This is a genomic window from Pectobacterium actinidiae (genome assembly GCF_000803315.1).
In the GTDB taxonomy this organism is placed as follows: Bacteria; Pseudomonadota; Gammaproteobacteria; order Enterobacterales; family Enterobacteriaceae; genus Pectobacterium; species Pectobacterium actinidiae.
The window spans coordinates 2,607,161-2,628,144 of sequence record NZ_JRMH01000001.1; the positions used below are offsets into that span (position 1 = coordinate 2,607,161).

The 20,984-nt window shown below is 54.6% G+C and carries 22 protein-coding genes and 1 tRNA gene; 10 read left to right on the top strand and 13 right to left on the bottom strand.

From position 1 onward, the window contains the following. Positions 1 to 299 precede the first annotated feature (299 nt). Positions 300 to 1,430: a metallophosphoesterase gene (locus KKH3_RS11055; protein WP_039362361.1), complete on the bottom strand. Its 1,131-nt coding sequence runs from the start codon at positions 1,428 to 1,430 to the stop codon at positions 300 to 302. A 214-nt stretch (positions 1,431 to 1,644) separates the two neighbouring features. Between KKH3_RS11055 and KKH3_RS11060 the strand changes: the two genes are divergently transcribed. Further along, a complete protein-coding gene (locus KKH3_RS11060) occupies positions 1,645 to 2,418 on the top strand; it encodes a DeoR/GlpR family DNA-binding transcription regulator (RefSeq protein ID WP_039359388.1) in 774 nt (257 codons plus the stop codon). Positions 2,419 to 2,451: 33 nt separating this feature from the next. Here the strand turns inward: KKH3_RS11060 and KKH3_RS11065 are convergent, their stop codons facing one another. Both KKH3_RS11065 and KKH3_RS11070 read right to left on the bottom strand, forming a co-directional pair. Next, the gene (locus KKH3_RS11065; RefSeq protein ID WP_039359391.1) at positions 2,452 to 3,243 is read right to left on the bottom strand and encodes a Cof-type HAD-IIB family hydrolase; all 792 of its coding nucleotides are present in this window, start codon (positions 3,241 to 3,243) and stop codon (positions 2,452 to 2,454) included. A 365-nt stretch (positions 3,244 to 3,608) separates the two neighbouring features. Then, positions 3,609 to 3,923, bottom strand: a complete 315-nt coding sequence (locus KKH3_RS11070; protein WP_039359393.1) for a DMT family transporter — start codon at positions 3,921 to 3,923, stop codon at positions 3,609 to 3,611. A 414-nt stretch (positions 3,924 to 4,337) separates the two neighbouring features. On the opposite strand from KKH3_RS11070, the gene KKH3_RS11075 reads away from it, so the two are divergent. Continuing rightward, positions 4,338 to 4,414: transfer RNA gene (locus tag KKH3_RS11075), tRNA-Val, on the top strand. 177 nt (positions 4,415 to 4,591) lie between these two features. Here KKH3_RS11075 and KKH3_RS11080 read toward each other — a convergent pair. After that, positions 4,592 to 5,479 carry a LysR family transcriptional regulator gene (locus tag KKH3_RS11080; protein ID WP_039359395.1) on the bottom strand — a complete coding sequence of 296 codons (888 nt, stop codon included), beginning with the start codon at positions 5,477 to 5,479 and terminating at the stop codon, positions 4,592 to 4,594. A gap of 139 nt (positions 5,480 to 5,618) precedes the next feature. Here KKH3_RS11080 and KKH3_RS11085 point away from each other — a divergent pair, with 139 nt between their 5' ends. Next, positions 5,619 to 6,581, top strand: a complete 963-nt coding sequence (locus KKH3_RS11085) for an AEC family transporter (protein ID WP_039359398.1) — start codon at positions 5,619 to 5,621, stop codon at positions 6,579 to 6,581. 70 nt (positions 6,582 to 6,651) lie between these two features. On the opposite strand, the gene narP is transcribed toward KKH3_RS11085, so the two are convergent. Both narP and narQ read right to left on the bottom strand, forming a co-directional pair. Continuing rightward, complete coding sequence (gene narP / locus KKH3_RS11090; RefSeq protein ID WP_039359401.1) at positions 6,652 to 7,284, bottom strand: nitrate/nitrite response regulator protein NarP; 633 nt, start codon at positions 7,282 to 7,284, stop codon at positions 6,652 to 6,654. Between the two features lie 47 nt (positions 7,285 to 7,331). Continuing rightward, positions 7,332 to 9,050 (bottom strand): nitrate/nitrite two-component system sensor histidine kinase NarQ, encoded by a 1,719-nt coding sequence (narQ, locus tag KKH3_RS11095; protein ID WP_039359404.1) that lies wholly within the window; start codon positions 9,048 to 9,050, stop codon positions 7,332 to 7,334. 250 nt (positions 9,051 to 9,300) lie between these two features. Between narQ and napF the strand changes: the two genes are divergently transcribed. The 7 genes from napF to napC are packed head-to-tail and all read left to right on the top strand — an operon-like array spanning position 9,301 to position 15,245. Further along, positions 9,301 to 9,837 carry a ferredoxin-type protein NapF gene (gene napF, locus KKH3_RS11100; RefSeq protein WP_039359407.1) on the top strand — a complete coding sequence of 179 codons (537 nt, stop codon included), beginning with the start codon at positions 9,301 to 9,303 and terminating at the stop codon, positions 9,835 to 9,837. Beyond that, the gene (gene napD, locus KKH3_RS11105) at positions 9,834 to 10,154 is read left to right on the top strand and encodes a chaperone NapD (RefSeq protein WP_039359411.1); all 321 of its coding nucleotides are present in this window, start codon (positions 9,834 to 9,836) and stop codon (positions 10,152 to 10,154) included. The genes napF and napD overlap by 4 nt, the downstream gene beginning before the upstream one ends. Beyond that, positions 10,151 to 12,637, top strand: coding sequence for a nitrate reductase catalytic subunit NapA (gene napA, locus KKH3_RS11110; protein ID WP_039359414.1), 2,487 nt, complete (start codon positions 10,151 to 10,153; stop codon positions 12,635 to 12,637). The genes napD and napA overlap by 4 nt, the downstream gene beginning before the upstream one ends. Positions 12,638 to 12,642: 5 nt before the next feature. After that, positions 12,643 to 13,335: a ferredoxin-type protein NapG gene (napG, locus tag KKH3_RS11115; RefSeq protein WP_039359418.1), complete on the top strand. Its 693-nt coding sequence runs from the start codon at positions 12,643 to 12,645 to the stop codon at positions 13,333 to 13,335. Then, entirely contained in the window at positions 13,322 to 14,185 is an 864-nt protein-coding gene (napH, locus tag KKH3_RS11120) for a quinol dehydrogenase ferredoxin subunit NapH (RefSeq protein WP_039359421.1), read from the top strand. The genes napG and napH overlap by 14 nt, the downstream gene beginning before the upstream one ends. Beyond that, on the top strand, positions 14,182 to 14,634 hold the full coding sequence (gene napB / locus KKH3_RS11125; protein WP_039359423.1) for a nitrate reductase cytochrome c-type subunit: 453 nt from the start codon (positions 14,182 to 14,184) through the stop codon (positions 14,632 to 14,634). Before napH ends, napB begins: the two co-directional genes overlap by 4 nt. An 8-nt stretch (positions 14,635 to 14,642) precedes the next feature. Then, positions 14,643 to 15,245, top strand: a complete 603-nt coding sequence (gene napC, locus KKH3_RS11130; protein ID WP_039359426.1) for a cytochrome c-type protein NapC — start codon at positions 14,643 to 14,645, stop codon at positions 15,243 to 15,245. 432 nt (positions 15,246 to 15,677) lie between these two features. Here napC and ccmI read toward each other — a convergent pair whose 3' ends face one another. From ccmI to KKH3_RS11165, 7 genes are read right to left on the bottom strand one after another with little or no spacing between them, the layout of a single operon-like run. After that, positions 15,678 to 16,547 carry a c-type cytochrome biogenesis protein CcmI gene (gene ccmI, locus KKH3_RS11135; protein ID WP_039359429.1) on the bottom strand — a complete coding sequence of 290 codons (870 nt, stop codon included), beginning with the start codon at positions 16,545 to 16,547 and terminating at the stop codon, positions 15,678 to 15,680. Continuing rightward, entirely contained in the window at positions 16,544 to 17,002 is a 459-nt protein-coding gene (locus KKH3_RS11140; protein WP_039359432.1) for a cytochrome c-type biogenesis protein, read from the bottom strand. The genes ccmI and KKH3_RS11140 overlap by 4 nt, the downstream gene beginning before the upstream one ends. Then, positions 16,999 to 17,556, bottom strand: a complete 558-nt coding sequence (locus KKH3_RS11145; RefSeq protein ID WP_039359435.1) for a DsbE family thiol:disulfide interchange protein — start codon at positions 17,554 to 17,556, stop codon at positions 16,999 to 17,001. Before KKH3_RS11145 ends, KKH3_RS11140 begins: the two co-directional genes overlap by 4 nt. Beyond that, positions 17,553 to 19,508, bottom strand: coding sequence for a heme lyase CcmF/NrfE family subunit (locus KKH3_RS11150; protein WP_039359437.1), 1,956 nt, complete (start codon positions 19,506 to 19,508; stop codon positions 17,553 to 17,555). Before KKH3_RS11150 ends, KKH3_RS11145 begins: the two co-directional genes overlap by 4 nt. Then, on the bottom strand, positions 19,505 to 19,987 hold the full coding sequence (gene ccmE / locus KKH3_RS11155; RefSeq protein WP_039359440.1) for a cytochrome c maturation protein CcmE: 483 nt from the start codon (positions 19,985 to 19,987) through the stop codon (positions 19,505 to 19,507). Before ccmE ends, KKH3_RS11150 begins: the two co-directional genes overlap by 4 nt. Beyond that, positions 19,984 to 20,205: a heme exporter protein CcmD gene (gene ccmD, locus KKH3_RS11160; RefSeq protein WP_039359443.1), complete on the bottom strand. Its 222-nt coding sequence runs from the start codon at positions 20,203 to 20,205 to the stop codon at positions 19,984 to 19,986. Before ccmD ends, ccmE begins: the two co-directional genes overlap by 4 nt. Further along, positions 20,202 to 20,942: a heme ABC transporter permease gene (locus KKH3_RS11165; protein ID WP_039362363.1), complete on the bottom strand. Its 741-nt coding sequence runs from the start codon at positions 20,940 to 20,942 to the stop codon at positions 20,202 to 20,204. Before KKH3_RS11165 ends, ccmD begins: the two co-directional genes overlap by 4 nt. Between the last annotated feature and the right edge of the window lie 42 nt (positions 20,943 to 20,984).

Sequence of the window (20,984 nt, forward strand, 5' to 3'; positions counted from 1 at the left end):
TCCCAGTATGTTGCATTGCCTTAATCACTGCGCAAGAAGGTGGGGTCGTTCTCCAATAGCCTTACCTTATGGCAGCGGATCACGTCACCGATTCCTTCTTCTTGATGCAAGACAGTGCCAGAGTCTCCCTATCATTTATAATTGTATATGCTAACTTCTGCGATAGCTTAACCTGATTAAAAGCGGCTCAATGCACATTTTTCCTATCTGCATCAATAATCTCGCCGATAGAACAGCTTGCGATAATGAGCCTGCTTATCATGGATAGTTCCCATCGTTTTAGGATTGAGGTATCGGGACTACCGCGACGGCGAGCGGAGTATGAACTGAGTAATTTCGGCGCGTTTCCCTAAGCGGATCGGAAAACCGTTCCACAGGCCCGCGCCGTTGCTCACGTAGAGGTGCATGCCATCCACGTCATAGCCGCCGGACACATAGCCTTCATTCGCCAATTGCGTCACCCAATGCATACCCAACACCTGACCGCCGTGAGTATGGCCGGAGAGCTGTAAATCCACTCCGGCACGCGCATTCTCTTTCGCCCCCGTTGGCCGATGACTAAGCAGAACAACGGCGGTATCCGTCGCTATCCCGCTGAGCGCCGCAGCCGTATCTGGTAGCAGCTGTTGAAAATCAGCAGCGGTGCGATCGGTGATCCCTGCCAGCACAAACGCAGCATTGTCGCGTTCAATCGACACATTTTCATTGAGTAACATACGTAAGCCCAACGTATTCAGTCGTTGCACCCATTGCGTATATTCCACGTAATATTCATGATTGCCCACGATGGCAAACACGCCGTGTGGCGCGGTCAGGTTACGCAGCGGTTCCATATCATCGTGGCGAGCACTGACGGTGCCGTCGGCCAGATCGCCAGTAATCACCGTCAGATCGGGCTTAAGTGCATTGGTTTTTGCCACCACTGCCTCCATCCAGGGGCGCTGTAACAGGCGGCTGGCATGTAAATCCGTTAGCTGCACCAGCCGGAAACCATCCAGGGCGGGCGGCAACTGCTTCAACTCAACCTCTACCGTACGTACCTCGGGAACGCGCACCGCTTCCCACACGCCAATCGCCGCCAGCCCCATCGCCACAACGAAAATTCCGCCACGCAGCGCCATATTGTTCAGCAGAACCTGTCCAGCAGACCGGGATAACAGACGCCCCACGACACCGATAAGATCGATAGCCAACAACAAGAACGCGGATATCAGCAGCGCGCCAAACGCCCATCCCAGAAACATCAGGACAAACGCGGGCACTTCCGGCGACGCCATCGTGCCAAAGAAGGTACGTGTAATCAGATGATGCTGCGACACGAGCAGCAGCAACAGCGCCAGTATGCGCTTCACTGGCACACCGACACGCAAGCGCCAGACCAGACGCCAGATAACATAGAGGGCGATAAGCCCGGTAATGACATGAAACACGGCTAGTTTTCTCTCTTTATCGGTGATGTCGGTATATTGACGCGTAAATTTTACACTATGACGCACACATTGCAGATCAACGCGGTAGAGGTGTTGTGTTGCCAGAAGGTGCAGATTAACATGGCGCCATTCCGTGCTGTACACATCATTGAGCAGAATGAACCCCGCTCGCTGGCGGCAGGTTGTGCATCATTTTGATTAACCAAGGACATTTATGTTCGATTACACCGACTTTCCCGAGCAACGGCAGTCCAAAATCAGGCAGATCCTCAGCGAGGAAGGTAAAGTCGTCTGCGCCCAGCTCTCACGTGAATTGAACGTATCCGAGCACACCATACGGCGTGACCTGAAAGAACTGGCGCAATCCGGTGCCTGCAAACGCGTCTACGGTGGTGCAGTCAGCATGCCACCAGAAGTGATTGATTTTGCCAGCCGAGCCACTATTGATGCCGCCCAGAAAGATCGCATCGCTCAGGCGGTCATCCCGCTAATAAAGCCCAACAGCTGTGTCTTCTTTGACACTGGCACCACCAATCTGGCGGTGGCGAAACAGATCCCAATGGGCCTGAAGTTTACCGCCGTGTGTAATTCGCCCATCATCGCGGCAGAACTGATGCAGTATCCGGATGTAGAAGTGATTTTTCTTGGCGGAAGGATTCAGAAAGAGGTCGGCGGCGCGATTGGCATCGATACGCTCAGGCAGCTAGAGAAGATGTATTTCGATCAATGCCTGTTAGGAGGCTGTGCCTTTGATGCCAATGAAGGCCTGACCGTTTTTGAATATGACGACGCCGAATTCAAAAAATGTCTGGTGATCCGCAGCAGCGAAGTGATCGTGGCTCTGACCGCCAATAAGATCTCCGCATTAACGCGCTATCGCGTGGCGGCATGTGATGAAATCACCACGCTGGTGACCGATGATGAAATCTCTCCTGCCTGCCAGAGCGTATTAAGCGAAAAAAATCTCGATGTGATTATTGCCCGATAAAGCGACGGTAGCCCCAGCGGCTGCCGGTTCACTTTATGAAAGCAGCAGCTTTATCGTTTTTAATACCCCATCGTCGTCATTGCTGCGGGCAATAAAATTCGCCGCTGCTTTAGTTTCCTCAAACGCATTGCGCATCGCAAAGCTGTAAGCCGCACGGCTCATTAGCTCAATATCATTGTAACCATCGCCGAACACCATCGTTTCATCGGGTGTAATCGCCAATTTATCCTGAAGGATTTCGACGGTGTGTCCTTTGTGTACGCCAACGTTGGCAATATCTATCCAGGACGCTTCGGAAACCACGATATAGACATGGTCGTGAAACGCATCGAGGTACTTCGCCGTCTCGTGACAGTGCCCTTCTGGGTCATAAACCGTGATTTTCACAAAATCATCGGTCACAGCAGCAAAACTGGGTATCAGCGTCACATTGGTGTACGACTTTTTCACCTTTTCCAGTAAGGCAGGGCTAATCGTTTCCTTCACCATCGCCCCCTGTGGGGTACAACCGATGACCACGTGCCGATCGTCTACGCTTTCCAACACGCCAATCAGGCTCAAGGCAAGACGGTTTTTGATGAGCGATTGGTAAACGTAATTTCCCTGATGCTTAATGCGCGTCGCGCTGTCACCCAGAATCCAGATATCTTTCGCTGCATCGCCAAAAAGCGCGTCGACCCGCTCGCACTGTTTGCCTGTGCAGACAGCAAACCGCACATCCTTCTCTTTCATTAATGCATAAACGTCGGCAAACAAGGCTCTGTTGTAATCGCCATCGCTGTGAAGAAACGTGCCGTCCAGATCGGTAACTACCAACTTGATCATTCCACTCCCCTTTCAGATTGTACGTACACAGATAGCCGCGAGTCAGGCCGGAATCTGCCTGAACAAAGAGACATCGCTTTTGTGCGGTGTGTTAGATGATTGACGTAATGATTAACCGTCAATGCTCGATATAGCTCGATAACGTCATAAACACACTACAATGAGCATAATACGGACAATGACAATCACTTTTCGTCAGATTTATTGAGATATTACGCGAAAACAAGCATAGCATTTATTGATAATGCGCAACAGGAAGCAACATCAATCAATAATGAGCAATAAAGAAAAAGAGTGAAAAGCAGTGGCAGAGCCGCGATGAAGATGGCTCTGCCACACGTCAGAGGTTATTCAGAAAGTCAACATCATGAAGATAGCTTCATCAGAACCAGGCCGCTAACGATCAACAGCGCAGCAATAATCCTCATCAAGCTGGCAGGTTCATTCAGGAATACCAATCCCACCACAAACGCCCCCACCGCGCCAATTCCCGTCCAGATAGTGTAAGCCGTGCCCAAAGGGAGAGATTTCATCGCCATGGATAACAGCGCAAAACTGACGATCATGGCGACAATCGTGACAGCCGATGCGCCTATTTTCGTGAAGCCATCAGACAGTTTCATGCTGTAAGACCAGACAATTTCAAACAAACCGGCGAGCGCTAACAGAAACCAGGCCATACCCAGTTCTCCTTTACAGTGAAGATGGGTCGTCCCGTGAATCCTTTTCGCGCCAGGGGTCGTCCCCTGTCAGGATGATATGCCGCGATACGATAACGTTGCGCTATCAGGGAGTAAAGTCTTTGCGCAACAGGCCACCAGCCGTCTAATCGCTTAAAAATTTTCGGGAGAAATTTTTAACGTTGCGTCAGCAACAGCCCGTAAAGGAGGCAGGTGGGAAGCTCGTCATAAAAATGAACCACCACAGCGGCGTCATTCGACGAATTCGGCTAAACATTCAACACTTGAAAGAAGATGATAAACAAAGCGCTTGCCACCAACGCCGGAGCCGTCCATAATAGCGCCCATTCCAAACGCTGGAATGAAGAAAAGCATTCTAATCAAAACGTTACTGATTAAGATGTTATCTACTGTACGACCGTAGCTCAGTTGGTTAGAGCACCACCTTGACATGGTGGGGGTCGGTGGTTCGAGTCCACTCGGTCGTACCAATTCATGTTCTGCAATTTTAACCTGCGCCCGTAGGTTGATGAATGTGAATTGAAATTCTCCCTACTCGTATCCTGTTAAGTTCATCGAAATCGATTGTTTATTCATTCGTTTTAAGTCGAATGATTCAAGCTGCTACGGCTCGCTAATACTGCCGCAAACCAAAATCCAGCCTCAGTCTATTCCGCCAATGCCCGATCGATATAGCGGGTAAACTGTTGGTAGAGTTTCCCGGGTCGCGTCACGCTAAGCACGAGCTGAATTGCCGGAACGCTGGGTGCGCCATCTTCCGATCCCAGAACATATAGCGCGTCGGACAGCGCGCTCTTCGGTAGTAAACCAATCCCCAGCCCCTTTGCCGCCGCGCTGCGGATGTTATCGAAAGACCCGCTCACATAAGAAAAGTAATACGGGCGTCCGACATGCTCCAACGCAGAAACCGCGCATTTCCGAATCACACAGCCATCAGGGAACGTGACGAGAGGAACTTCATCCATTTCACTGAAATTCACCGCACCGGAACTGACCCAGTGGAGAGAGTCAACCCGCAAAATTCTTTCTGTTTCAGAAATCAGCGGCTGTCCCGCCAGCCCTTTTAGGATCACGACATCCAGGCGTTGCTGGGCAACCATCGAAGACAGCACGGTCGATGAAGCCGCCGTGATTTCCACCTTTAGGCCTGGATTCTCCTCAAGACATAGCGAAATGATGTCGTGCAGATTCTTAACCTCAAAATCATCTGGGACGCCGAGCGCTACGCGGCCTGTCATAGGGGACTTCTGCAATGCGCCGATGGCCCGATGCGTACGTAGCAGGATGTCACGCGCGGCAGGCAGCAGCTGCCGCCCTTCTTCGGTCAAACCAAGAATGTGTCCCTGACGCCGTTCGATGAGGCGGCAACCGACATCCTCTTCTAAGCGTTTCAGGCCAGCACTCAGCGTTGATTGCGTCCGTCCCAGCTCTTCACCCGCGCGTCCGAAGCCACCGCACTCCGCGATGGAAACAAAGATACGCAGTTGCTCCAGCGTGACACCGCGCCCCTCTATCTGCTTTACCTGTGCTCGCACCGTTATCCTGACCTCTTGAGATTATCGCTATTGATTAAATCAATTATGAACACATCATAATTCATCTAGCGGTTTATGAAACACCCCGCACAATCCAGACATCGATATCTTCAAAAATAGAGAAGAAAGAGGCTCATCCATGTTCTTGATTGTCGTTCCCCTATTTCTGGTGATTCTCGTTGGTTATTGGTATGGAAGAACAAAGCCCGATAGTGGCAATGCAGATAAGTTAATCAACGACTATGTCCTGTATATTGCGCTGCCAGCCTTACTGTTCATTGCCGTGGCACGTGCCGACACCAGCGATCTGAAACAGTGGGGTTTTATACTGTCAACGCTCATCGGAATCGCAGTGTCCTACATGCTTGCCGCATTGCTAGCGAAGCGCATGGGGATCGGATTGCCCCACTCTTCCCTTCTTAGCATGGGCGCGTGTTATGGCACCACGGGATACATGGGCGTGCCGATTTTGATTTCAGTCTATGGCGAACAGGCGGCACTCCCCGCAGCGATGGCGACTATTTTGCATAATATCCCCGCCATTATGGCTGTGATCGTCAGTTGGGATGTGTTCTCTACACGAGCGACAGACACGAATACGCAGCTGATTCACAGTGTGGGACGCTCGGCGCTGGCTACCGTGAAGAATCCATTAACGATCGCGGTGCTTGCCGGTCTGGCGTTCGTTCTGCTCGACATTCAGGTTCCCGTTGTCATCGAGTCTTTTGCACGTTTTCTAGGCAACGCCGCTGGGCCCACCGCGTTATTTGCTCTCGGGCTGGGTCTTGCCAGACTGAAGGTAAAAGAGCACCTGAACGTCACGGTCAGCAAAACGGTGCTACCGATGGTTGTGCTAAAACTCGTGATACAGCCTGCCATCACGTTCGCGATAGCCGTTTATGTATTCGGGATGGATGGGTCTCAGGGGGTCTGGCTGGCAACCGCCGTCGTGATGGCCGCGCAGCCCATTGGCGCGGGCGTGTATGTCTTTGCCAAGAAGTATCACTATCAGCAGGATGTGATTGCGTTATCGATTATCGTCTCGCTACTGCTCGCACTCGTTACGATTCCCGCAGTATTGAGCCTTTTCCCGCCTTCATGAATAACCGTCTGGGCTTCTGGCAATGATTCGGAAGCCCTATTAACAGCGTCTATTTCACGCATCAGCGGCCCTACTGGCCGCGCGTCTCCAGATATAGCACCGTGGCGGCGACGCGGGAGCGTACGTTTAGCTTGCGCAACATGTTGCGGATATGCACTTTTACCGTCTCTTCTGAGATATACAGCACGCCAGCAATTTGCTTGTTGGATAACCCAGAGGCCACTTCCTGAAGTACATCCAGTTCGCGCTCCGTCAATACGGTAAAAGGCGACGGCGTATCCTTTATGGCAATACGGTGGCGCAAGACCTCGCGCACCTGTTCACTGAAGGCATCATCGTTACGAATGGCATCTAATAAGTGTTCCGGCGCGCTGTCTTTAAGCAAATAGCCATCGGCACCCGCGTCCATCAGCGCATAAATATCGCTGGGTGCATCAGAAACCGTCAGCACAATAACGCGAGCGCAGATCCCATCACGCCGCAGCGCGTGAAGCGTATCCAGTCCGCTCAATCCTTTCATGTTGAGATCGAGCAGGATGATATCAGGAGAATCCCGATTCGCGAGGCTTAACGCCTCCATGCCATTACTGGCTTCCCCAATCACGTCAAAGATCGCGTCAGTTGCCAGTAACTGACGGATTCCCCGGCGCATAAGCGGATGATCGTCAACGATCAGCACGCGATAAGATGGTTTTTCTGACATGCCCAGCCCCAATGTGATATGAATCTTATTATTGTTTTATTTATGAATTATTCTGGATAGAAATCGTTCGTGTTGTCACGTTCACGCGCGGGCGTCGGCGTCGAAAAACAGACGCTAACCTGCGTTCCTCCTTCTGGGTGGAGGCCAATAGATAGCTGTCCTCCTAACCGTTCGGCGCGCTCCTGCATAATATTTAAGCCATAATGTCCTGCGGGTTCCTCCTGATTGATAATGCCACAGCCGTCATCGCGAATATCAACACAGTAACGTCCATCAGGCTGCGTACGGCAGTTAACGGTTATCGTCGTCGCCTGCGCATGTTTAATGGCGTTCAACACCGCTTCACGAATGATTTGCAGCAAGTGAACCTGCTGCGATGCATCCAACGCCTGCGTAGGAATACGGCAATCAATATCAATCGTCGCTGGCGTCTGCGCTCTTAGCGGCTCAATCATCTCCTGCATCGCCGCCGGCAAATCGGCCTGTTGCAGCGTCAGCCGGAAGGTTCCCAGCAGCTCCCTCAGTTGACGGTAAGCATCGCTTAACGCCTGTTCAAAATCTGTGATGATCTGCCGAGCCTGCGCATTTTCTTCCGCTACCGCACGCTTTAATAACGCCATCTGGATATTCAGGTAAGACAGCACCTGAGCCAATGAGTCATGCAGTTCACGCGCGATGGTGGCGCGCTCTTCCATCAGCAACAGTTGCTGATAGTGCTTTTGTGCCTGATTAAAATAGAGCCCGCGACCCAGCATATTAGCAACGCTCTCCATCAGTTGCGCGGATGGCTGCTGCGCTGATGCCTGCCACCGCAGCTGTCCAAACTCGACCTCTTGCAAACGGATCGGCAATGTCTGCCATACAATCCGCTCATCCGGTTGACCTTCACACAACCGCCAATTCTCCCCTACCCGCATTTCCAGACAGCCGACCGTTTCATAGCGGCGAACAATTTGCAGAATCTGCTGAAAGCAATGCCTGTCGATCGTGCTGACGTTCATGGCCTGAGAACAGTTGTACAGCACCTTCAGCATGCGGTTCACTTCCTGCAAACGCAGCGTTTTCTGTCGAACCTTATCTTCCAGAGAACGATACAGTTTTTGTAATTCGTCCGTCATGCTACTGAAGGTTTGCGCCAGTAGCCCCAATTCGTTAGGCAGATTGACGTCCAGTTGCGAAGGGGTAAAACGCCCTTTCTCGATGGATGCACAGGCCGCCATCAGCTTATTCAACGGCACGACCACCTGACGACGAATGCGGCGCAGCGTAAAGAAGATCAGTATATAGATAGTGATCGAGCCAATTATTGATGTTGCAACAACTATCATCATCTTGCGCTCGGAATAATGCTGCAACGCCAGCACAAAGAGGTCGATCTGGGTGACATAGCGAACAATATTGTCCTGATACCAGACCCGATCCCCCGCACTCAGGCGCTCATCCATCGTTTTCCAGCTCTGCAACAGCGCCGCATAACGATCGCGCACATCACGCGGTACATACCAGCGATCCAACAGGTGAAAAACCGGGGAGTCCAGCGTTTGCGCATAGAGGCGGCGATGCGGTTCTAACGCGGCACGATCGCCCTGTAGGTCATACCCCATGCGATAGCTTTGCATACGCATCGATCCGGCAACGTTGATCGCTTCCGCATCGCGTAAACCGCTAGCTAACGTCAATAGCGCAATGCCCGTCGTCAGGAATGAAAGCAGCGCGATATAAAAAAACGCACGAGCCAGGCTGGTAGAAACAGGACGTTTGACCATCACAACGAATAATCCTCTTTGGCGTCATACCTACTCTAAATAAGTAGATCGGCATTTCAGCGTACTATCACGATCCCCACTCGCTCAGGCAAGCCGATAAGGCGTGAATCCCACATAAGCTTGATCCGGCACCACCATTTACCTCTAAAGGGTGATTATCGCATACAGCCTAAGAGGAATAGTGTAACCCCTACAAAAACAGCGTGTTTTCTATTGGATATTTCACTGCGTGCCAGAGCGACAAACTGCCATGACTAACCTTTCCCGGCGTTCCTTACTGACTGGTGGCCTACAGCGGGCAGACAACGCGTTGCGTCCGCCGTGGAGCGGTGCAGAAAGCCATTTCCTGAGCCAGTGCACACGCTGCAACGTCTGCGTTGAGGCCTGCGGAACGGGGATTATCCAGCGTGGTTCAGGCGGTTTTCCCACCATCGATTTTCAGCGCGGCGAATGCACGTTCTGCTACGACTGCGCACGTGCGTGTCCACAGGCGCTGTTCGCGGAGAGTCACACCTCGCCGTGGGAATACCACCTGACGATCCAAAGTGCCTGTTTATCGCTGCATCAGGTGGAATGCCGCAGCTGTCAGGATGCATGTGAAACAGGCGCGATACGATTCCGCCCCACCATCGGGCGCGTTGCTACACCGTCCATCGACGACGACGCCTGTACCACCTGCGGCGCCTGCATTTCCGGCTGCCCTGTCGGCGCCATATCGATGAAAAAAATCACAGCGGGATATCACACCGCGCCAGCGCGTCTGCCGACGCAACAGGAAAACCGATGAGCACAGTCTGGCATGTTTGCAGTGTAGTGGTTCACGTCAACACGGCGCAGATGGCTGCCGTTGGCGAGGCGTTAGCGACGCAACCCAATCTGGAAGTGGGTGCCAGCGATAGCGATACCGGAAAAATGGTCGTGGTGCTGGAGTCAGATTCAGAAGACACGTTGTTAAAACAAATAGCATCAATACGCGAGCTTACCGGCGTACTGGCGGTTTCGCTGGTTTATCACCAGCTCGATGAGCCGTCTTTTGATGAACAATCTTTTGCTTTCGATGAACAACCTCTTGATCAACAAGCTCAGGGTGAGGAAATACTATGAAACTCAGTCGACGACACTTTATGAAGGCGAACGCTGTCGCAGCGGCAGCCGCGGTCGCAGGCATCACCATACCCACCGCGGTTCGTGCCGTGACCGAACAGTCAGAGGCTATCCACTGGGATAAAGCCCCATGCCGCTTCTGTGGCGTAGGGTGCGGTGTGTTGGTAGGGACGCAAAACGGCCGCATCGTCGCCAGCCAGGGCGATCCCGAAGCGCCGGTTAACCGCGGGTTAAACTGCATCAAAGGCTATTTCCTGCCAAAAATCATGTACGGACAGGATCGCCTGACCCAGCCTTTGCTGCGTATGCGTGACGGCAAATTTGATAAAGAAGGCGAATTTACTCCGATCTCCTGGGATCAGGCATTTGACATCATGGCGGAGAAATTCAAAACCGCCCTGAAGGAGAAAGGCCCGAACGCGATAGGCATGTTTGGCTCTGGGCAATCCACCATTTGGGAAGGCTATGCTGCCGCCAAACTGTTCAAAGCGGGCTTCCGCTCCAACAATATTGACCCCAACGCGCGTCACTGTATGGCATCGGCGGTTGTCGGCTTTATGCGTACCTTCGGTATGGATGAACCGATGGGCTGCTACGACGATATTGAGCAGACCGATGCATTTGTGCTGTGGGGCTCTAACATGGCGGAGATGCACCCGATTCTCTGGTCGCGCATCACCGACCGCCGCCTGTCGAACAGCAATGTCACCGTCGCCGTGCTGTCCACCTACCAGCACCGCAGCTTTGAGCTGGCGGATAACGGCATGGTGTTTACGCCGCAAACCGATCTGGCCATTCTCAACTACATCGCTAACTACATTATTCAAAACAACGCGGTGAACGAAGCATTCTTTACCCGCCACGTGAATTTGCGTCGAGGCATGACCGATATTGGCTACGGGCTGCGTCCGACGCATCCGTTGGAAAAAGCGGCGAAAAATCCCGGCTCCGATGCGTCTGAGCCGATGAGTTTTGAAGAGTACAAAACCTTTGTCGCCGACTACACGCTGGAAAAAACGGTCGCGCTCAGCGGCGTTCCCGCCGATCAGTTGGAAGCGCTGGCAAAACTCTATGCCGATCCGAAGAAAAAAGTGATCTCTTACTGGACGATGGGCTTTAACCAGCACACACGCGGCGTCTGGGCGAACAATCTGGTTTATAACATCCACCTGCTGACGGGCAAGATCTCGCAGCCGGGCTGCGGACCGTTCTCGTTAACCGGGCAACCGTCTGCCTGCGGCACCGCGCGTGAAGTCGGCACCTTCGCCCACCGTTTGCCTGCGGACATGGTGGTGACCAACGAAAAACACCGCGCGATGGCGGAAAAGCTGTGGCAGTTACCCGCAGGCACGATTCCTGAAAAGATCGGCTTGCACGCCGTCGCACAGGATCGGGCGCTGAAGGACGGCACGCTGAACGCCTATTGGGTGATGTGCAACAACAATATGCAGGCTGGCCCGAACATTAATCAGGAACGTATGCCGGGCTGGCGCGATCCACGTAACTTCATCGTCGTTTCCGATCCCTACCCGACCGTCAGCGCGCTGGCCGCCGACCTGATTTTGCCGACCGCAATGTGGGTGGAAAAAGAAGGTGCCTACGGCAATGCCGAGCGCCGGACACAGTTCTGGCGTCAGCAGGTTAAGGCACCGGGTGAGTCAAAATCGGATCTGTGGCAGGTTGTGAGCTTTGCCAAGCGCTTCGCCGTGGAGGATGTATGGCCGGAAGCACTCCTGGCGCAAAAACCGGCCTATCGCGGTAAGACACTCTACGACGTGCTGTTTGCCAATGATGTCACTACGCGTTTCCCGCTCAGTGAGTTAGCGGAAAACCAGTTGAACGATGAATCGCGCGACTTCGGTTTTTACCTGCAAAAAGGCCTGTTTGAAGAATACGCCGCATTTGGCCGTGGGCACGGTCATGACCTGGCACCGTTCGACACCTACCACAAGGTTCGCGGGCTGCGCTGGCCGGTCGTTGACGGTAAAGAAACGCAGTGGCGCTACAGCGAAGGGCACGATCCTTACGTGAAAGCGGGAGAAGCCTACCGTTTCTACGGCAAACCGGATGGCAAGGCGGTGATTTTTGCGCTGCCATACGAACCTGCCGCAGAAGCGCCGGACGACGAATACGATCTTTGGCTCTCTACCGGTCGCGTATTGGAGCACTGGCACACCGGCAGTATGACGCGTCGCGTACCGGAACTGCATCGCGCCTTCCCCGAAGCCGTGCTGTTTATGCACCCGCAGGATGCCAAAGCACGCGATCTCCGTCGCGGTGAGAAAGTGCGCATCATCTCACGCCGTGGTGAAGTCGTCTCCGTGGTTGAGACGCGCGGTCGTAATAAACCACCGCGTGGACTGGTGTATATGCCGTTCTTTGACGCCGCGCAGATGACCAACGTCCTGACGCTGGATGCCACCGATCCACTGTCGAAAGAGACAGACTTTAAAAAATGTGCCGTCAAGCTGGCTAAGGTGTAACGCGCATGGCACGCCCGGAGAATTCATCACCCGCTCGCCGTCGCTTTCTGCGTGACGCCGTCCGCGCCGTTGCGGGTTTATCCGCCGCGGTGACGGTTCTCGGCATTCAGCAGCGACGCGCTCAGGCAGACGAACTCCGGCTGCGGCCACCGGGTGCGCTGTCTGAGGCGGCGTTTTCCGGTGCCTGCATACGCTGTGGCCAATGTGTTCAGGCCTGTCCGTACGACACACTGAAGCTGGCAACACTGGTCTCCGGCTCCGCAGCCGGTAGCCCTTACTTTGTCGCACGCGATATCCCATGCGAGATGTGTGAGGACATTCCCTGCGTGGTCGCTTGCCCCAGTGGGGCATTACAGCCGTTGGAAACGATTGACGACGCCCGTATGGGATTAGCGGTACTGCTCGATCAGGAAAACTGCCTGAACTATCAGGGGCTACGCTGCGATGTGTGTTATCGCGTCTGTCCCCTCATCGACAGCGCCATCACGCTGGAGCCAGAGCGCAATGCCCGAACCGGAAAACATGCCCGTTTTCTGCCTACGGTGCATAGCGATGTCTGTACCGGCTGCGGCAAGTGTGAAAAGGCCTGCGTGTTGGAACAGCCGGCGATCAAGGTCTTACCACGCGCGCTGGCAAAAGGCGAACTCGGATATCACTACCGTTTCAGTTGGCTGGAGGCACGCGATGGCAAATCGTAAGCAAGATGCCGGACGAGAAGCCCAGGCGAAAAAAGGCTGGTGGCGCAGCCACCGCTGGCTGGTATTGCGTCGGCTGACACAGTCTCTGGTGCTGCTCATGTTCCTCAGCGGTCCGCTGTTAGGCTTCTGGATCCTGCACGGCAATTACAGCGCCAGCCGCTTGCTCGACACCGTACCGCTTAGCGATCCGCTGATGGTGCTGCAAAGTCTCGCCAGTGGTCACCTACCCGCAACCCTCGCGCTGGTCGGTGCGCTGATTATCGCGCTGAGCTATGCGTTGTCAGGCAAGCGCCTGTTCTGTAGCTGGGTCTGCCCTGTGAATCCGCTCACCGATTTAGCCGCCTGGCTACGGCGTCGTTTCGGCATTACCGCCTCAGCGACGATCCCCCGCAATCTGCGCTATCTGCTGCTGATACTTATTCTGGCAGGGAGTGCACTGACGGGTGGGCTGCTGTGGGAATGGGTCAACCCTGTCTCACTGGCGGGTCGCGGGCTAATTTTCGGATTTGGTGCAGGTATCTGGCTGCTGCTGGCGCTGTTTTTGTTTGATTTGTTGGTCGTGGAACACGGCTGGTGCGGGCACCTTTGTCCAACGGGCGCGTTGTATGGCGCGCTTGGCAGCAAAGGCGCACTGGTTGTGGATGCCGCTGAGCGTGAACGCTGTACGCGCTGCATGGACTGCTTTCATGTCTGTCCAGAGCCACAGGTACTGCGCGCACCCTTGCTCGATAAACACAGTCCGGTACAGATCACTGACCGAGACTGCATAACCTGCGGACGCTGCATTGATGTCTGCGCTGAAGACGTTTTTAAAATAACCCTTAGATGGAAATCGGGAGCAAAGTCATGAAAAGCCTGAGAATGGGATGGTGTCGCTGGATCACTGCCCTGACAATAATGGGCAGTACACTAATAGGTAGTGCGCTAGCCACTGCACAGGTCGATTTAAGCCAATCGCCGGAAGTCGCCGCGACACAGCCGGGAAATAGCCGGATGCCGAAGCAGCAGGAGCGTATGGCGCTCAACTATGTCAACCAACCACCGATGATCCCGCATAGCGTGGATGGCTATCAGGTCACGCCAACCTTTAACCGCTGTTTACAATGTCACGGCGTGGAGAGCTATCGTTCCACCAGCGCGCCCCGCGTCAGCCCAACCCATTTTGTCGACAGAGACGGCAAAGTGCTGAGCAATGTTGCACCTGCACGCCATTTCTGCCTGCAATGCCACGTACCGCAAGCGGACAGTTCGCCGATTACCGGTAACACGTTCACCCCTTCTAAAGGCTTTGGTCAGTGAGGTTTGCTATGAAACAACCAGGAAAAGTAGGACGGTTGTTGCGCCAACTGTGGCAATGGTGGCGCCGCCCGAGTCGGCTAGCGCTGGGAACGTTGCTCATTATCGGCTTCGCGGGCGGTATTTTCTTTCTGGCAACATCCCAGAAAGGCATGGAAATGAGCAACAGCGAGGCGTTCTGTATCAGCTGTCATGAAATGCGCAATACCGTGTATCAGGAATATATGGAAACCGCGCACTACAGCAACCGCAGCGGCGTGCGCGCCACCTGCCCGGATTGCCACGTTCCGCATGAATTTGTGCCGAAGATGGTGCGTAAGATTCAGGCCAGTAAAGAGCTGTACGGCAAAATCATGGGCACCATCGATACGCCACAAAAATTTGAAGCGCACCGGCTGACGATGGCGCAGAACGAATGGCGGCGCATGAAAAACAATAATTCTCAGGAATGCCGCAACTGCCACAACGTTGACTATATGGATTTCTCAGGGCAAAAAACGGTCGCGGCGGAAAAACACAACGAAGCGATAAAACTCGGTCAAACCTGTATCGATTGCCACAAAGGCATCGCCCACAAACTGCCGGACATGCACGGCGTCAAGAGCGGGTTATAAGCCACACCTCGAAGTAACGGGACGGCGTCTGCCGTCCTATCGTTTCTGACAAAGCCCGTCGAGCGGGAGTAACGAAGACGTTGTGAATACCGTGAGGGTTTCGTGCGCAGTAAGCCGCGTGACTTTCTGCAACTCGCGTCGCACGCGCCCGACGCGGGGCGGCTCAATTGCCGTCGCCCCGCGACCCCTGGCTTTTTGCGGTAAATCGCGCCGCTTCGCGGTGCCTTCGGTATTCACGCCCGCTGTTCGAACCGCCTGCGACGCGTTCCATACGCGGCGCAGGCTTTCGCGGCATCCATGCCGCTCATCCGGCGGTCATGTATACCTCTACGCGATTTTTTACGCAGGAAATCTTCACTACAACGGAAAAAAAGAAACAACAAAAGGGCAACATACCGCCCTTTTGCTATTTATGATGAAAGATTAAAACACTTATTTGCCAGTAACCGCCTGCACCGATAATGACGCTTTGGCCTGTGCCACGCTGCGCTCGATGACCGCACGGCGCGTGTCGTTTTGCGGTAGCAGTTTCAGCATCATTTCCCAGGCATCAATCGCGTCCTGATAGCGCTGGGCTTCATAAGCATTGAAAGCCAGCAGGCTCAGCACGCGCACATTGGTCGAGCCGGAATTTAGTAGTTCACGCAGCATGTCTCCACCGCGTTGGCTATCACGCGGGTTGGTAGAGCGCGATAACAGATCGGCATAATCCAGCGCCAGATCCGTATTTTTCGGATCGAGCTGGAATGCTTTGGCAAATGCCTGCACGGACATGTCGTAGTTATTCAGCAAACCGGCAATACGCCCCAGCATCCACCAGTCTTGTGGGTTGTCTGGCTGCGTTTCCAACTGGCTACGCAACCCCAGACCGAGACGCGCGACCTCTTCAATGGTCAGCGGCTCCGCATCAGGATCCAGCGCTCGCTTCATCAGGTCCGGCGTTAACGCCACAACCAGCTGCAATTCCTGCACGCGATTCACCGCCGAAGTCTGCCAAAATACGCCGAGGCTGACGATGACCAGCAACAGCACGCCCGGCAGCAAAACCCAACCGTTCAGCGGACGCTGCTGTGCCTTCGCACCGCCGGGAATGTCCTGCAATAGCGTATGCTGGAGTTCCTCAACCAGTTGGGCACGTTCCTGCTCATTGACGACATCCGCAGTAAGTTCACGCAGACGATCGTGATACAGCGCCTGATTGATCGCATCGCGATCGTATTCGCCCCGTGACGACCACGGCGCAAGCAGCAGCGCGGAAAGCGTAATCAGCGATAAAACAATGATGGTTGTCAGTAACATCATTCCGATTTCCCCTCACGTTCCAACAGCGTCTGCAAGCGCTTCTTATCCTGTTCGCTCATCGGTTCTTTGGCACTTCTGGTGCGGCGGGTACGCCGAATAATCACCCATGATCCCACAGCCAGAAACAGCGCAGGCAGGAGCCACAGCAGAACCGTAAAAGGTGTGATCGGCGGTTCATACGTCACAAAATAGCCGTAACGATCCACCATATAATCGACAACCTGCTCTTTCGTTTGTCCCTGCTGCATCAGTTCATACACTTTCTGCCGCATATCCGAAGCAATCATCGAATTGGAATCGGCGATGCTGTTGTTCTGGCATTTCGGGCAGCGCAGTTGCATGGTCAACTCACGAAACTGTTGCTCTTGCGTATCATTGTCAAAACGCAATACCTCGGAGGATGCCAGTACGCTGAACGACAGCAGCAGTGCGCTAAGGAAGCCGATCGCTCTCATGCGCCGCCCTCCTTACTGTATTTGTCCCACAACGGTTGCAGCGTTTCTTGCCACACCTGCATGTTGAGATCGCCCGCGTGGCGATAGCGAATGATGCCTTTCCCGTCGATCAGGAACGTTTCCGGCGCGCCATACACGCCCAAATCCAGACCCAACATACCGTCGCCATCAAATAAGCTCATCGCATAGGGGTTGCCCAGCGTCTTCAGCCATTCGACCGCTTTGGGGCGTTCATCTTTATAATTCATGCCCACGACGCGGATTCCCTGCGCCGCCAGCGTGTTGAGAAACTGGTGCTCCGCGCGGCACGTCGGGCACCAGGTCGCCCACACGTTCAGCAGCAGCGGCTTGCCATCACTCAGCTCAGATTGGTTATAAATTTTTCCCGGCTGATCCAAAGATTCAAGACGAAACGCGGGAATCGGTTTGCCAATCAGGGCTGACTCCAGCCGCATGGGATCGTCGCCGTCGCTATTACGTACCAGTTGCCACAGCAAGGCAACGGCCAGCAGTAAAAACAGGACGAGCGGAATTAACAAGATCTTACGGCTCATGACGATGCCCCCCGAACCGCGCGACGCAGGCGATAGCGCGGGTCAAACATGCACAGAATGCCCCCTAGCGCCATCAGCCCTCCGCCGTACCAAATCCAGCGGATAAACGGTTTGTAATACAGCCGCACCGCCCAACTGCCGTCATCCAGCTTTTCCCCCAAGGCTGCATAGAGATCGCGCGTCACCCCCGCATCAATGGCGGCTTCCGTCATGATCGCGCCACTGGTGTTGTAGAAGCGTTTTTCCGCCTTCAAGATCGCTTCCGGCTTGCCGTTGTGCGTCACCTCAATCGTCCCTTTCGCGCTTTGCCAGTTCGGCCCCACGACATCACGCACGCCTTGAAACGTAAAACGGTAATCGTGGATCTGAATACTGTCACCCGCCCGCATCCGTACATCCCGCTCAACGCTATAATTCTGGCTGAAGGCGATACCTACCACCGTCACCGCCAGCCCAATATGACCGCACACCATGCCCCATTGGCTGCGTGAGAGTGTGGTCAAACCGCGCAGCAAACCATGACGACGGGTGGAACTGGTATGCAGCTCGTACACCGTTAAGAAGAACACCCACAGCGCCATCGACAGGCCAACCACCGTCATGGCAACAAGGGAATCCTGTAACAGCCACGGCAGCAGCAGCGACAGCGCCGCCGTCACGGCCACCGCTATCAGCAGCAGTTTACGCAGCTTTTGCGGTTCGTCACGCCGCCAGCGAACTAACGGTCCGACGCCCAGCAGTAAGGCAAAAGGCGCCATTAACAGGGTAAACATCGTATTGAAGAACGGTGCGCCAATCGAAATGCTGCCCAAGCCCAGTTGCTTATGCACCAGCGGCAGCAGCGTTCCCAGCAATACCACAAGCGTGGCCGCCATCAGGATCAGGTTGTTGCCAAGCAGAAAAGTCTCACGCGACCAGAGCGAGTTCGTTACCCGCGCCCGTACCCGGTTGCCTTTGATGGCAAACAGCAGCAAAGAACCGCCGATGACAATGACCAGAAACGCGAGAATAAACATGCCGCGCGCCGGATCGGAGGCAAATGCGTGCACCGATACCAGTACACCAGAACGCACCAGAAACGTCCCCAGCAGGCAGAGCGAAAACGCGCCGATGGCCAACAACACCGTCCAGGCTTTGAAACTGCCGCGTTTTTCGGTAACCGACAGCGAATGCAACAGCGCCGTGCCCACCAGCCACGGCATCAATGACGCATTCTCCACCGGATCCCAGAACCACCAGCCGCCCCAGCCGAGCTCGTAATACGCCCAGCCCGAACCGAGTACGATACCCAGCGTCAGGAACGACCAGGCCGCCTGCGTCCACGGTCGGGACCAGCGAGCCCATGCGCTGTCCAGCCGTTCAGCCAGCAGCGAGGCGACCGCAAACGCAAACGCCACGGAGAACCCGACATAGCCCATATAAAGCAGCGGTGGGTGGAAAATTAACCCGACATCCTGCAACAGCGGATTGAGATCGCGCCCGTCAATCGGATAGTCCGGCAGCGTGCGCGTAAAGGGATTCGAGGTCAGGATGATGAACAGCAAGAAGCCGACATTAATCATCCCCATCACGGCCAGCACGCGGGCGACCGCATCCAGCGACATCCCCCGGCTGAATACCGCCACGGCGAAGGTCCAGCCGCTCATCAACAGTACCCAGAGCAGTAGCGATCCTTCATGTGCACCCCACGCTGCCGCCACGCGATACCAAACGGGCAGCGCACGGTTCGAGTTGTTGGCTACATAGAGGACGGTGAAATCGTTAACCACCAGCGCATGCACCAACACCAGGAAGGAAGCCAAAATACATGCAAACAGTGCCCAGGCGAGAGGACGCGCCAGCGCCATTAGGCGGGTATCCTGACGCGACGCGCCCCATAGCGGATATACACTGAGCAACAGCGCAACGCCCAGCGCCAGACAGAGCAGATAATTGCCTACCTCAGGCATCATAATCGTTTGCCCTCTGTCGCTGCCGCCGGTGCATGACCGTGCTGTCCTTCCATCGCCGCTTTGATTTCCGGCGGCGTATAGTTTTCATCATGTCGGGCAAGCACTTCTTTCGCCGCAATATGATCGTCGCTATCCAGAATGCCCTGCGCTACCACGCCTTGCCCCTCGCGGAACAGATCCGGCAGCATCCCGTTGTAGGTCACCTCGACTGAACCCTGCGCATCATAAACAGTGAAACGGACTTCCAGACTTTGACTGTCACGGCGCACGCTGCCCGGCATCACCATGCCACCGACGCGCAAACGCTGCCCAATCGCCGGTTTTTCCTGCGTTTCGTTCTTGCCGTAAAGAATTTCACTGGGCGTATAAAAGAGATCGATATTTGAGCTCAACGCATAGAGCGTCAGCGCTATCGTCACTACCGCACCGCAGACCACGGCCACGATGGCATAGAGGCGGGTTTTACGCGGTGTACTCATTGCACCACCTCCATCGTTTCCGACTGGCGGGCCGTATTCTTACGCTGCTCGCGCGCCTGCTGGCGGCGGATATCACTGAGCAATGCGCGGCGACTCAAGAGGGTATGACCGACCAATGCGCTCAGCGGTAACAGCGTCAGCGCCACAGCCAGCCAGACGTAAAAGGCATAGCCGCCCATCGCAAAGAAATCTTGCCAACTCGTGAAAGCGATGTTCATCGTGCTATTCCTCCTTTATTAAGAAGCGCAGCCACCCAGGGCGCGCGGCGCTGCTGCACCAGTATCAGGTTACGCAAGCGCATGAGTGACAACGTCACGAACAAGCTCATAAATCCTAACATCATGATTCGCAGTGGGAGACGCATGGCGGGATCGATCGTTTTCTGCATTTTTGTCGATCCCTGATGCAAGGTATTCCACCACTCGACCGAGAAATGGATGATGGGTAAATTCACCACGCCAACCAGCACCAGAATGGCCGCCGCACGACCGGCAAGGCGGCGATCGTCAAAGGCGTTGTAGAGCGTGATGATGCCCACGTACAGAAACAGCAGAACGAGTTCCGACGTCAGACGCGCATCCCACACCCACCAGGTTCCCCACATCGGTTTCCCCCAGGTGGCACCCGTCGTCAGCGCAATAAAGGTAAACACCGCGCCGACCGGTGCCATCGCCGCCACGGCAAGTTCTACCGTTTTTGACTGCCGAATCAACCCAACAAGCGCAAACATCGCCATCACGGCATAGACGCCCATCGACCACACGGCTGCTGGGACATGCAGGTACATGATGCGATACCCTTGCCCTTGCTGATAATCCGCAGGCGCAAACCCAAATCCCAGTAGACAACCGCCGATCAGCAACGTGGCACTGATCAAGGCAATCCAGGGGATAAGCCTGCCGCAAAGGCCATACAGGCGATCCGGCTGCGTAAGCTGATAGTTTTTTTTCAACATAATCGTGTGCTCACTTTGCGTAAAACTCATCCCAACGGGACG

Coding starts and splice junctions, on each gene's coding strand:
- napG (WP_039359418.1), top strand. CDS start 12,643: ATGGCACGCCCGGAGAATTCATCACCCGCTCGCCGTCGCTTTCTGCGT.
- narP (WP_039359401.1), bottom strand. CDS start 7,284: ATGTCAGAAAAACCATCTTATCGCGTGCTGATCGTTGACGATCATCCG.
- KKH3_RS11060 (WP_039359388.1), top strand. CDS start 1,645: ATGTTCGATTACACCGACTTTCCCGAGCAACGGCAGTCCAAAATCAGG.
- narQ (WP_039359404.1), bottom strand. CDS start 9,050: ATGGTCAAACGTCCTGTTTCTACCAGCCTGGCTCGTGCGTTTTTTTAT.
- KKH3_RS11165 (WP_039362363.1), bottom strand. CDS start 20,942: ATGTTGAAAAAAAACTATCAGCTTACGCAGCCGGATCGCCTGTATGGC.
- napF (WP_039359407.1), top strand. CDS start 9,301: ATGACTAACCTTTCCCGGCGTTCCTTACTGACTGGTGGCCTACAGCGG.
- napD (WP_039359411.1), top strand. CDS start 9,834: ATGAGCACAGTCTGGCATGTTTGCAGTGTAGTGGTTCACGTCAACACG.
- KKH3_RS11140 (WP_039359432.1), bottom strand. CDS start 17,002: ATGAGAGCGATCGGCTTCCTTAGCGCACTGCTGCTGTCGTTCAGCGTA.
- napH (WP_039359421.1), top strand. CDS start 13,322: ATGGCAAATCGTAAGCAAGATGCCGGACGAGAAGCCCAGGCGAAAAAA.
- ccmE (WP_039359440.1), bottom strand. CDS start 19,987: ATGAGTACACCGCGTAAAACCCGCCTCTATGCCATCGTGGCCGTGGTC.
- KKH3_RS11070 (WP_039359393.1), bottom strand. CDS start 3,923: ATGGCCTGGTTTCTGTTAGCGCTCGCCGGTTTGTTTGAAATTGTCTGG.
- napC (WP_039359426.1), top strand. CDS start 14,643: ATGAAACAACCAGGAAAAGTAGGACGGTTGTTGCGCCAACTGTGGCAA.
- ccmD (WP_039359443.1), bottom strand. CDS start 20,205: ATGAACATCGCTTTCACGAGTTGGCAAGATTTCTTTGCGATGGGCGGC.
- napA (WP_039359414.1), top strand. CDS start 10,151: ATGAAACTCAGTCGACGACACTTTATGAAGGCGAACGCTGTCGCAGCG.
- napB (WP_039359423.1), top strand. CDS start 14,182: ATGAAAAGCCTGAGAATGGGATGGTGTCGCTGGATCACTGCCCTGACA.
- ccmI (WP_039359429.1), bottom strand. CDS start 16,547: ATGATGTTACTGACAACCATCATTGTTTTATCGCTGATTACGCTTTCC.
- KKH3_RS11150 (WP_039359437.1), bottom strand. CDS start 19,508: ATGATGCCTGAGGTAGGCAATTATCTGCTCTGTCTGGCGCTGGGCGTT.
- KKH3_RS11065 (WP_039359391.1), bottom strand. CDS start 3,243: ATGATCAAGTTGGTAGTTACCGATCTGGACGGCACGTTTCTTCACAGC.
- KKH3_RS11145 (WP_039359435.1), bottom strand. CDS start 17,556: ATGAGCCGTAAGATCTTGTTAATTCCGCTCGTCCTGTTTTTACTGCTG.
- KKH3_RS11085 (WP_039359398.1), top strand. CDS start 5,619: ATGTTCTTGATTGTCGTTCCCCTATTTCTGGTGATTCTCGTTGGTTAT.